The sequence below is a fragment of the Microbacterium hydrocarbonoxydans genome (genome assembly GCF_023715885.1).
In the GTDB taxonomy this organism is placed as follows: domain Bacteria; phylum Actinomycetota; class Actinomycetes; order Actinomycetales; family Microbacteriaceae; genus Microbacterium; species Microbacterium hydrocarbonoxydans_C.
Window position 1 is genome coordinate 201320 of sequence record NZ_JAMBOY010000003.1, and the last position, 12462, is coordinate 213781.

6 protein-coding genes are annotated in these 12462 nt (G+C 69.8%); all 6 read left to right on the forward strand.

Going from position 1 to position 12462, the window contains the following annotated elements; translation table 11 throughout:
• Nucleotides 1-168: 168 nt before the first annotated feature.
• The 6 genes from M3195_RS09295 (at nt 169) to rplW (ending at nt 12452) form a co-directional block, all read left to right on the forward strand.
• Nucleotides 169-9285 carry an isopeptide-forming domain-containing fimbrial protein gene (locus tag M3195_RS09295; RefSeq protein ID WP_251586862.1) on the forward strand — a complete coding sequence of 3039 codons (9117 nt, stop codon included), beginning with the start codon at nt 169-171 and terminating at the stop codon, nt 9283-9285.
• A 147-nt stretch (nt 9286-9432) separates the two neighbouring features.
• Nucleotides 9433-9645, forward strand: a complete 213-nt coding sequence (locus tag M3195_RS09300) for a hypothetical protein (RefSeq protein WP_045264638.1) — start codon at nt 9433-9435, stop codon at nt 9643-9645.
• Between the two features lie 845 nt (nt 9646-10490).
• Nucleotides 10491-10799 carry a 30S ribosomal protein S10 gene (gene rpsJ / locus M3195_RS09305; protein WP_017201594.1) on the forward strand — a complete coding sequence of 103 codons (309 nt, stop codon included), beginning with the start codon at nt 10491-10493 and terminating at the stop codon, nt 10797-10799.
• Nucleotides 10800-10807: 8 nt separating this feature from the next.
• On the forward strand, nt 10808-11467 hold the full coding sequence (rplC, locus tag M3195_RS09310) for a 50S ribosomal protein L3 (protein ID WP_096715092.1): 660 nt from the start codon (nt 10808-10810) through the stop codon (nt 11465-11467).
• 2 nt (nt 11468-11469) lie between these two features.
• Nucleotides 11470-12132 (forward strand): 50S ribosomal protein L4, encoded by a 663-nt coding sequence (rplD, locus tag M3195_RS09315; RefSeq protein ID WP_096715093.1) that lies wholly within the window; start codon nt 11470-11472, stop codon nt 12130-12132.
• On the forward strand, nt 12129-12452 hold the full coding sequence (rplW, locus tag M3195_RS09320) for a 50S ribosomal protein L23 (protein ID WP_017829206.1): 324 nt from the start codon (nt 12129-12131) through the stop codon (nt 12450-12452). Before rplD ends, rplW begins: the two co-directional genes overlap by 4 nt.
• The last annotated feature ends 10 nt before the right edge of the window (nt 12453-12462 follow it).

Sequence of the window (12462 nt, forward strand, 5' to 3'; positions counted from 1 at the left end):
CTTCGTGCAGCCCGTGTGCGTCTCCCGGGGTCAAGGCCGGGATGACGACTGTCGATGCGTTCCGCTGAAAGCCCCGAGGGTTCGCGGGCGCGCATCCGTGGTGTGCATGCGCGAGGGGAGTGCCTGCACACCGGGGAGTGGCGTGCGGGGTCATAGGGGAGTTTCAGCATGCGTTCGACCCTGCGTCGAAAGATGAATCAGCGCGCCCGGAGACTGACGGCCGTCACCGCCGTCGTCTCCCTCATCGCGGGAGCACTGGCTCTCGGGGTGTCGGCGCAGATGGCCACCGCCGCGCCCTGGGCGCCGCGCGTCTCCGCCGACAACGTCGATCCGGCGTCGGCCGGCAAGGACTTCGTGCTCGCGGGCGAGAATGTCGGCTTCGACATCGCCGTCGCGAACGCCGACGGGGGAGCGCAGTTCAACCTGAGCCTCGTGGCCACGCTCCCGGCATCCGTCTCCTTCGTCTCAGCCGGCGCGTTCGGTTCGCCGACCGTCTTCCAGGCCGGAGAGGTGCTGCCCAACCGATCGCGTACGGTCGACACCGACTGCCTCGCGGCCGGCCTTGCGCTGTCGGATGAGCCTCCGCTGTGCTCCGTGCCCGAGGGCCAGCAGGTCTGGGTGTGGTCGAACGTCAACGACCTCCCGCAGGGCGCGACCGTGTCGTCGACGGTCACGGTCGCTCCGATCGCCGACCTGTACCCCGTCGGCGGCGAGGTCGGCTTCTCGATCCGTGCGTACACGAGTGACGACCCCTCCCGCCTTCCCACATTCGACGGCTCGCCCAGCGTCGCGAAGACCACGACCCACACGTCCGGCGCGGGCACCGCGACCGACGACGTGCCCGTGCAGGCCCTGCGCATCGTGAAGAGCGAGCCGAGCGTCGAGAGCGAACTCCTCCGCGGCGTGCACCGCAACGTCACCACCTACACGCTACGGGTCGAGAACACCGCGCGCGGGGTGACGTCCGGCGTGACGGTGACCGACTACCTGCCCGCCGGCCTCGAGTACCTCGGGCTCGCCGCGATCGACAACTCCTCCCGTGCGGAGTACCCGGGCGCGGGTCCGGTGTCCGGCGGCACGACCGCCGGGGAGAGCGTCGACACGATCCCGGTCACCGCGGCAGAGGCAGCGGCGCTGGGACTGCCCGGTGCAGGCGTGTACACGAAGATCGTGTGGACGCTGGGCGACCTGGCGGCCGGCGCGACGGCCGAGATCCGCTATCACGCCGGCGTGCCGCTCCTGGCCAATGCTCTGTGGCCCGCCGGCACCGCTCCGGCGACCGCAGCGGGCACGCAGGCTGCGAACCTCGACAACAACACGGGCTCCTCCACCCGCCACGGCGGCGCCGACAACGCCGAGGCCGCTCAGACATTCCGCAACGTCGCGGTCGTCGCGGGCACCTACCAGGGGCCCGTGCTGGGTGGTGACCCGGCATACCGCGCCGCCACCGACGATGACGACGAGATCATCGAGGCGGTCGACATCCGCGTCGTGAAGGGCGTCGAGTCGAGCGGTCTCTTCGCCACGGGGTCCGTCGCCACCTACTCGGTGCGCGTGGACGTGAGCGAGTACGTCGACGCGTCGAACATCGTGCTGACCGACGTCATCCCGAACGGTCTCTGCCCCGCCTTCCCGGTCTCCGGCGGCGACACGGTGCTGACGATCGACGATCGCACCGTGTCGAAGGAGGGTTGGAACCTCGAGGTCCCCGGCGACGCATGCAACCTGCCGACAGAAGCGCGCGGTGCCGTGCTCTCGTCCGAGCTGCAGCTGACCGCCCTCGCGTATGACACGACCGACGGCACCTTCACCGCCACTTTCGCCGTCGACGACCTCGCCGCTGGTGCCTCCTTCACCGGGGAGTATTCCGTCATGCAGCGCCCGAACTACACCGGCGCGAACGGCGGGACGAGCTCGGGCGACCGGTTCCTCAACCGGGTCCAGGTCGCAGCCGAGACCACCCCGATCGCGGCGATCGCGAACGACCCGGCGCTGAGCGCGAAGGTCGGCGGCACCCGTCACGCGCTCGACGACTCGTCGGCACTGATCACCTCGAACTACACCGGTCTCGAGAAGGTCGTGCTCGAGCGCGGCGACTCGCCGACGGATGCAGACGCGACGTGGTCCGCCGAGAGTTCGACGCCGTTTTCGCCCGGCGACGACGTCTGGTACCGCGTGACGGTGCCGTTCGCGACGGGTATCGACACGCGCAACCCCATCCTCACCGACTACCTCCCCGAGGGCGTCGAGATCGCCGAGATCCAGTATGGATTCCGCGGCATGCCCGGCTTCACCGACACCACCGGACCCGTGGCCTGGGGTTCCGGCACGTTCCCGACGGACTACATCCCGAACACCGCGGCGAGCGGCACTTCGCTCACGTGGGAGTTCGGCGCCCACAACCGCAACGCCAGTGGCGACCGCTTCATGCCGGCCGGGAGCGCGGCGATCATCTACATCCGCGCCGAGGTCGTCTCGCAGTCGGCATCGCGCGACGACGTCGACAGCCCGCTGAACCACGCCAAGTACCAGCAGGTCAACGTCGACGGCGAGATCTCGTTCCTGCGCGACGACGCGGGCATCGACCTCGACTGGGGAGCGACCCTGACCAAGGGCATCCGCGCGGTCAACGGCTCCGTGATCGGCGACGGCTTCGGCGCGCGGATCCCCACGCGCCAGGTCGTGCAGGGGGATGCCGTCGAATACCGCATCGACGTCACCGCACCGCAGAACACGACGACCGACCACGTGGTCTGGGACGTCCTGCCCGCCGGTGTCACGAAGGCGGACGTCGGCTCGTTCACCTCGGAGCTCTACGACGCGGGCACCGCCACGACCATCCCCGCCGGTGACGTCACCGTCGCGGCCTACGACGACGGCGACACCCTGCCCGACGGCATCTCGCTGGCGAGCGAGTTCGCCGGTCGCTCGGTGATCGCGTGGAAGGTCGGTGCCTCGGTGGCCGGCTCGACGGCCGCGACGGAGACCGCCCCTCAGCAGGTGCGCGGACTGACCCTGGGTTACACGCTGACCGTGCCGGCGGGGGTCGCGGGCGGCGGAGCCGCCGCACAGCTCACCCAGAGCTACACCAACACCGCGGGGCTCGTCAGCTACGCGGTCGAGAACAACCCGAGCCGCACCACCACGGTCGTGCCACAGGGCGACGGGGGAGGGCAGCAGCTCACCACCCGGACGCCGCGGGACGGCGAGGTCGCGGCATCCGACGACGGCACGGTCGGCACGGCCGAGGTGCACCTGCCCGACGTGGCGGTCGACAAGAAGCTCGTGTCGACCGAGGTCGCTCCGGTCGCGGACACGTCGACCGGGACCAGCGACCTGGGCGACGGCTCCCGCAACAGTGCGACCCAGATCGTGCAGGGCGAGAAGGCAGCGTTCGAGTACTCCGTGACGATCCCCGCGCGCACCACCGTCAAGGGGGCCGTGCTCTCCGACGACGGCAGGTTCGGCATCTCGCCCGGCTCGGGATCGATGGCCTATCAATACATCGAGGGCAGTGCGACGTTCTTCGGGCCATCGGGTGCCCCGCTGGCCATCGGCGCGTCCGCCGCCGACTTCCGCATCTCCGAGCGAGCGGGAGAGTCGCACGGCGTCCTCACCTTCCCCGACGTCTACACGAACAAGACGTCCGAGCCGCAGACCTTCCGTGCGCGCATCGCGGTGTGGGTGACCGATAGGGACGCCTCGACCTCAGGCGGCTCGCGGGTCGACATCGCCCACGGCACGACGCTGACGAACACGGCACGGCTGACCTTCGTCGACCCGAACGCGCAGGGCGGCGCGCGCCTGACCCGCACCGACACGGCGTCCGTCGACTTCGTCGAGCCGTCGCCGACGCTGACCAAGACCACGTCGTCGGCCACCGTCGCGGCGAACGGGACCGTGACCTACACGCTCACCGCGAGCAACGCGGCGAACCGCCCGGCGCTCTACGACGTCACGGTCATCGACTGCGTGCCGCAGCAGATCACGCCGTCCGCGCTCGCGCCCTCCGAGGGCACGGCTCGCATCCTCGCCGACACCTGCTCCGTATCCGCGAACGCGGCGATCCAGAAGGGCACCGGCAGCGGCACCCTCATCGAGTGGACCATCCCGGCCGTCCGCGGCACGGGTGCTGCCCCCACGCTGACCTACACCGGCACGGTCGAGGCGCTCGCGGGCGGCGGCTCCCAGTTCGTCAACCGCGCCGAGCTCAGCGGGTACACGCTGCCCCTCGCCGTGGGCGCCGATCAGGACACGGCCGACCGCCGCGGCCTCGTCACGCGCGCGGCCGACGCCACCGTGCGGATGCCCGACGCCTCCGTCACCAAGAGCGCGTCGCCGGCATCCGCAGCGGTCGGCGATACCGTCACCTACTCGGTCACGACGACGTTGCCGTCGAGTACCAACTTCTACGACGTCGTTCTCACCGACACCCTCCCGGCGGGCGTGGAGTTCCTCCCCGAGGGCACCAGCACTCAGAGCGTGCAGTGGACGGGTGCATCGGACGAGCCGAGCGTGGGCGCCCCGACGCTGCGCGGCAACGTGCTGTCGTGGACGATCGATCGGGACGACATCCTCGCCGCGGGCGACGTCCGCACGATCACCGTCACCTATCAGGCGCGTCTCACGACGGCGGTCACCTCGGCCGCTCCGGTCAACAGCGCGACCTTCGCCTGGAACCGGATCGACGGCACGACGGATCCCGCCGAGCGCGGTTCCGCCACGGCATCCGCTCCTGTGACGATCCTCAACCCCGACGTGACGATCGCGAAGGCGGTCAAGAACGTCGGCGCTGCCGACAGCAGCTACGGCTCGGCCTCCCTCGGCGGTCCCGACCAGACGTTCACCTACCGTGTCCGCGTGACGAACGCGAGCGGCGCCGGAACGGCACCCGCTCACGGCGTCGTCGTGACTGACACGGTGGACGCCGGCATCCGCATCGACACGGACCAGCAGGCTTTCGCCGGCGCGACGTTCTCGGACGCCGCGGCCCTGCGGGAAGGGCGAGGCGGGGTGATCACCTGGACGATCGATGGTCCGCTGAGCAACGTCGCCGGGTCGAACACCCGCGACTTCGTCTACGACGGCACGTTCATCGCCGCGCAGTCGCTCGGCACCGGCACGCTCGGGAACCGCGTCGTCGTGACGCAGTACGAGTCGGCGTCGAGCGGCGGATGGGCGTACCGGCCCGGCACCGGCACCCGCCCCGGCGGAGCCCCGCTGACGGCCAGCGCCACGTCGGGGAAGGCGGACATCACTCCGCGGTTCCCGCAGGTCGCACTGAGCAAGCGGGCGACCTCGGGCACCGAGGCCTTCGTCGGAGAGTCGTTCTCCTGGACACTCCAGGCTCAGAACACCGGCACCGGGGTCACGCAGACCATCACCCTGACCGACACGCTTCCGGCGAACTGGGAGTACGACGCGACCGTGACTCCGCGCCTCACGGTCGGCACGGCAGCCTCGGTCGCTCTCGGCGCTCCCGTGCTCGGTGCCCAGAACGGCCGCCAGACGCTGACGTGGACCTTGGGTTCGGCGAGCGGGCAGCCGATCCTGCCCGGCTCAGCGGACGGTGCGACGCTCACGCAGCGCACGCTGCTCGTGACGTTCGCGACGGTGCCGCACCCCGGTGCCCTGACCGCGCCCGGTGCCGGTCTGGCGATCAACCACCGCAACACGGTCGGCGGCTCGGCCACCGATGCGACCGGGTCGACGCGCAACGCGAGCGGAGCATATGCGGGTCCCGACGCCACCGCCGACGCCCACATCGGGCGTGCCGATCTGCGCATCGTCAAGCAGGCCGTCGGCGGCGACGCCCAGGGCGCCTGGACCGCCGGCGACACCGCACGGGCGGGGTACACCCAGCCGCAGTGGCGCATCACCGTCACCAACCAGGGCCCGGATGCCGCGAGCGGGCCGTTCCGCCTCACCGACTCGACCGACCTCCCGGCCGGTATGACGACCGGTGCCTTCACGGCCCGGTACTACTCGAGCGCGGCGGACACCACCGGCGTCCCTCTGACGCTGTCGGGTTCCGGTGCGGCATCCGATCCGTTCGTGGTCGGCGACCGCTCCCGCACGCTGAAGGCCGACGGCACGGACCGCATCGTGCTCGTCGCGAACGTCTCGATCCAGGCGCCGGCGACGGGCACGGCGACGAACAAGGCCGACGTCGTCGGTCGTACGTTCGAGCGGCCGGCTGACATCACGAAGGACAACGCGACCTCCGTCTCGAAGCCGATCTCGAGCGCGGCCGACCTCGCGGTGACGAAGACCGTCAACACGGCGGAGGTCACCGCGGGCCGTCCCGTCACGTGGGGCATCAGCGTGCGCAACAACGGTCCGTCCGCCGCCGTCTCGACCGGGACGTCCCCCATCACAGTCGCCGACGTGATCCCCGACGGCATCAGCGCCGTGCAGGATCCGTCCGCCGGACTCACGGCGTGGACGGTCGCGGCATCGAACGGCTGGCCCGCAACGGCGGGCGACACCGTCACCTGGACGTTCACGGGCTCGCAGCTGCCGGTCGGACCGGCGCAGGGACTGTCGCTCACGGGCACGGTCGACGCCTCGTGGACGGGTGGCGCAGTGCGCAACGTCGCGGTCGTCTCCCCGGGTGCGACGACCGATCCGGTCGCCTCGAACAACACGGGAGAGGCGTCGGTCACCCCTGGCGACGACACGACGCTGGCGATCGCGAAGACTCGCGTGGTCCGTGAGGGCGGAACGTGGAAGGATGCCGCGCAGTTCGGCGGCCCGCTTCCCGCTCTCGTCGCCGGCGAGACGATCAGCTACCGCATCGTCGTGACCAACAACGGTCCGGCCGATGCCCGCGACGTCCGCGTCGTGGACGAGGTGCCCGGCATGCTCGCCTACGCCTCGGTGGATGACGAGAACGGTCGGTGGACGCGTACCGCCGGCCCCGGAACGGATGACACGTTCGCCGTCGCGGGCACCGTGCCCGCCGCTGCCGGCGACAACACCCGATCGTTCGTCGTCACGTACGTCGTCGATTCCACGCTGACCCCTGGCTCCGACGTCGAGAACCAGGCCAGGGCTGAGGCGACGAACTCGACGAACACCCCTCGGGACGGCGATACCACCGGATCGAACCGTGTGGCGGACCTGTCGATCGTGAAGCAGGCGCTCGGCGCCGACGGATCGCCCGTCGCGGACGGCGTGGTGCCCGAGGTGACGGCCGGCACGCAGACGCGCTTCCTCCTCACGGTCACGAACGACGGCCCGAGCATCTCGAGCACTCCGATCGACGTCTCCGACCGTCTGCCGGCCGGGCTGTCGTACGTCTCGTCGACCATCGACGTGGCCGGTGCCGGTGCGCGCACCGCCACGGCCGCGGTCTCGGCCGACGGCCGGTCCCTCTCGTGGGCAGCCCTCACCGGCGCCGACACGCTCGCAGCAGGGCAGACGATCGCGATCGTGGTGACGGCCACCGTCGCGCCGGACGTGCGTCCGCAGCGACTCGTCAACACCGCCGACGTCTTCGGACCGGAGGACTCCGACCCGACCGACGATCACAGTGAGGCGTCGATCGACATCGTGACGCTCGCCGAGCTCACGCTCGCGAAGGACGTCGTCGCAGGCCCATGGATCGCGGGCACCGAGATCGAGTACACGCTCACGGTGCGCAACGACGGACCTTCGGTCGCGGACGCCTTCGTGACGGATGTGCTGCCCGATGGGCTCTCGGCCGTGTCGATCGCGGGCGCCGGATGGACGTGCGAGGTCTCGGACCAGACCTGTGAGCGGGCGGCTCACCCGCTCGGGGACAGCACGATCACCATCGTGGCGCTCGTCGGCTCGAACGTCCTCACCGGCACGTCGCTGACGAACACGGCGACCCTGTCATGGAACGACAGCCGGGCCACGTCTCCGCACCAGGTGTCGGACACGGCGGTCATCGACGTGACGACGGACGCCGATCTGCGCCTCACCAAGACCGCGATCGACGCCGACGGCGCCGAGGTGCACCGAGCCGTCGCGGGGGAGACCACCCGGTACCGCCTCGAGGTCGAGAACCTCGGAGCGAGCGATGCGGTCGGACCGATCGCCGTGGTCGACGAGCTGCCGGTCGGCATCGCGTTCGCCGGCCTGGTCGGCGCGTCCGCTGACGCCTGGACCGCGAGGGTCGATCCGTCCGCCCCGCAGTCCGTGACCTTCACGCTCGCGCCGGCGGAGACGGGTCTCGTGAGCGGGGCGTCCGCTCCGGCCATCGAGTTCGACGCGTTGGTCGACCCCGCGGTCGGTCACGGCACCGTGCTGACGAACGCCGCCGTGGTCGCCTCGGGGACTCCGGACGCGAACGTCGCGAACGACCGCGACACGGCCGAGGTGACCGTCGTCAGGGAGGTCGACCTGTCGATCGCGAAGACGCATGACGCGGATGCCGTGCGCATCGGCGACGAGCTGACCTTCACCCTGCAGGTCGCGAACTCGGGTCCCTCGGAGGCGACGGACATCGTCGTGACCGATGTCGTCCCGGCCGGACTCGAGGTGCTCACGGCCCTCGGCGACGACGTCGGCGACGCCTGGACCGTCGAGGCCATCGAGCCCGTCGACCAGGATGACCCGAGCGCCGGGACCCGGGTCGTCGCGCGGTACGAGCAGCCTCTCGCCCCGGCGGAGGACGCCGCACCGCTCGTCATCGAGACGCGCGTGCTGGTCGGCGCGTACCCCGAGGTCGTCAACACGGCCGCGGTCACCGCTGCGGAGGTCAGCGGTCAGCATCCCGACCGCACGCCGGACGACAATAGCGCGGAGGATGCCGTCGCCGTGCCGCCGATGGCCGCGCTCACCGTCACCAAGACGGCCGTCGGGACGTTCCAGGCGGGCAAGACGGGTCTGTACCGCATCGTCGTCCGCAACGACGGTCCGACCGCCGACCCCGGTGCCGTCGTGGTGACCGATGCCCTGCCCGAGGGGATGTCGTTCGCAGGCTCGCCCGACACCACGGCGCGCGCGGACGGACGCCTCGTGACCTGGACGCTCGCCGACGGTCTCGCGGTCGACGAGGAGGTCACGCTCACGGTGCGCGTGAACCTCGCGCAGGCCACGTACCCGGCCGTGACGAACGTCGCGTCAGTCTCCTCCGCGAGCGAGCAGACATCCGAGGCGCGCCTCGTCTCCGCCGCGGACGTCGACGTGCAAGCGGCTGACCCGCTCGCGACGACCGGCGCGGAACCGGTGTGGGGTCTCGCGCTCCTCGCCGCGCTCACGATGCTCGCAGGCGGGCTGTTCCTCGCTCGCCGTCGCAGTGCGGCAGGGGAGTAGGAGCCGCCGGCAGTTCCCCGCAGAAGGGTGTGACGGAGCCGTTCGGTGACGCTCCGTCACACTCTTCTTCCTCGTGCCGTCCCCTCCGTGCAGAATGAACGTGACGAGCGAGATCCCTCGCCGTCGATCATCGAGAAGGGGGCCCGCATGGGTATCGAGGACGCCGTCAACAAGGGCAAGGACCTGTACGAGCAGAACAAGGACAAGATCGCCGAGGCGGTCAAGAGCGAGCAGGCCGAGGACATCAGCGACAAGGTCCTCGACGGCGTCGCCGACTTCGCCAAGAAGATCGCGCCCGGTGCGGCCGACAAGATCGACGAGATCCGCGACAGCGCCGACAAGGCCGTCGGCAACGAGTAAGCGGCCTCGCACAGACGCTGGGCGGCGGCTCTCCGGGGGAGGGCCGCCGCTTCGCTGCATCCGGGACCGGGTTTTCCACAGGGCGGTATCGCGTTTCGGCGGACGATGCCTTTAGAATGATGTCGACCGCCTGGGGAACATGCGGTCGGGGACGTCGAAGGGGTTCGACCTCCCATGTCTGCGCGGCTCGTCCGCGTCACAACTGGGGAAGCGATTTTGGGGATCATCGTGCGACGCGCGCACTCTGTGCGCCCTGGCGTCTTCCCGCCTGCACGGCGGACGTTCCGCCGTGCCCTCGGTCGAGGGCTCCGGCGTCCCTTCACGTCGGGGTTCTCGCGTTCGGTGTGCCCCCTCGCACTGAACGCCCTCCCCAAGCGGGGCGAGGCATGGGGATGCCTCGCCCCGCTCTCCCCCTGAGCAGCGGCGCGTATTCGCGCTGCTGAGGCGTCTGATCGACGTCCTCAGCAGATGCTCAGCGAGCGCGACACGCCCGGGTTTGCAGAACGGAAAACCGCCGTGGCAGAATAGACAGGTTCGACATTCCGGCGCGCTCAGCGTGCGCCGGATCACCACCAGGGCAGTGCATAGGCGGCGCGACAGCGCAGGGACCTAGGCCGCGGGTGGCAGGACACCCCCGACACCTTCATCACGAGGGCTTCGCCGTGCGCGGCGGAGGTCGGCAATCCGCTCGCCGAGAGGCGTGCGGGCTGACAGCAGAACAGTGGTGCGCAGACCGGTTCGCAGAACCGATCGAGTGCCGAGGCGCGAACAGCGCCGACGTGCGTCCAATGCCCCTGGGTCACCCGGCTCAGGACGGTAAGACGCTTAAAGAGAGAGAGCAGACAATGGCGGGACAGAAGATCCGCATTCGCCTGAAGTCGTACGACCACGAGGTCATCGACACGTCCGCACGCAAGATCGTCGACACCGTGACCCGTGCGGGCGCGACCGTCGTCGGTCCCGTGCCCCTTCCGACCGAGAAGAACGTCGTGTGCGTCATCCGGTCGCCCCACAAGTACAAGGACAGCCGCGAGCACTTCGAGATGCGCACCCACAAGCGTCTGATCGACATCGTCGACCCGACGCCCAAGGCCGTCGACTCGCTGATGCGTCTCGACCTGCCGGCCGACGTCAACATCGAGATCAAGCTCTGAGGTTCGACATGGCTGACATCAACGCAAAGATTTCCAAGGGCATGCTCGGCACCAAGCTCGGCATGACCCAGGTGTGGAACGAGAACGGCAAGCTCGTTCCCGTCACCGTCATCGAGCTCGCCTCGAACGTGGTCACCCAGATCCGTACCCCCGAGAAGGACGGCTACAACGCCGTGCAGATCGCCTACGGTCAGATCGACCCGCGCAAGGTGAACAAGCCCCTGACCGCCCACTTCGAGGCAGCCGGCGTCACGCCGCGTCGTCACGTCACCGAGATCCGCACCGCGGACGCCGGCGACTACACCCTGGGCCAGGAGCTCACGGTCGACGGCACCTTCGAGGCCGGCCAGCTCGTCGACGTCGTCGGCACGAGCAAGGGCAAGGGCACCGCCGGTGTCATGAAGCGCCACAACTTCAAGGGCGTCTCGGCTTCGCACGGTGCGCACCGCAACCACCGCAAGCCCGGCTCCATCGGCGCATCGTCGACCCCGAGCCGCGTCTTCAAGGGCATGCGCATGGCCGGCCGTATGGGTGGCGAGCGCGTGACCGTCCTCAACCTCACGGTGCACGCCGTCGACATCGAGAAGGGTCTGCTGCTCGTCAAGGGCGCCGTCCCCGGTGCTCGTGGCCGCATCGTCTACGTCCGCAACGCAGTGAAGGGTGCCTGATCATGGCTGACTCCACTCTCGCGCTCGACGTCCTCAAGGCAGACGGCAAGAAGGCAGGCTCGGTCGAGCTTCCCGCCGCTCTGTTCGACGTCAAGACGAACATCCCGCTCATCCACCAGGTCGTCGTCGCGCAGCTCGCGGCGGCTCGCCAGGGCACGCACTCGACCAAGCGTCGTGGCGAGGTCTCCGGTGCCGGCCGCAAGCCCTTCAAGCAGAAGGGCACGGGTAACGCCCGTCAGGGCTCGATCCGCGCGCCGCACATGACCGGTGGTGGCATCGTGCACGGCCCGAAGCCGCGCGACTACTCGCAGCGCACCCCCAAGAAGATGATCGCCGCCGCCCTCCTGGGTGCGCTGAGCGACCGCTTCCGCGGCGACCGCCTGCACGCCATCGACACGTTCGGCACCGACGGTGCTCCCTCGACCAAGGCCGCGGCGGGCTTCCTCGCCCAGGTCGCCACGTCGAAGAACGTGCTCGTGGTCATCGAGCGCGGCGACGAGCTCGCGCTGAAGAGCATCCGCAACCTCAGCCACGTCCACGTGCTGTCGTTCGACCAGCTCAACGCCTACGACGTGCTCGTCTCCGACGACATCGTCTTCACCCAGGCCGCTCTCGAGGCGTTCATCTCCTCGAAGTCCGGCGCCAACCAGGAGGTCTCCGCATGAGCGAGCAGGCATCTGTTCTCCAGACGGCCCTGAACAAGGACCCGCGCGACATCATCCTGAAGCCGGTCGTGTCCGAGAAGAGCTACGGTCTGATCGACGAGGGCAAGTACACCTTCCTCGTGGACCCGCGCGCTTCGAAGACCGAGATCAAGCTCGCCATCGAGAAGATCTTCGGCGTCAAGGTCGCAGGGGTCAACACCCTCAACCGCGTCGGCAAGGCTCGTCGCACCCGCTTCGGCACCGGCAAGCGCAAGGACACCAAGCGCGCCATCGTGACCCTGAAGTCGGGCACCATCGACATCTTCACGGCAATCGGCTGATCCGGGGGAT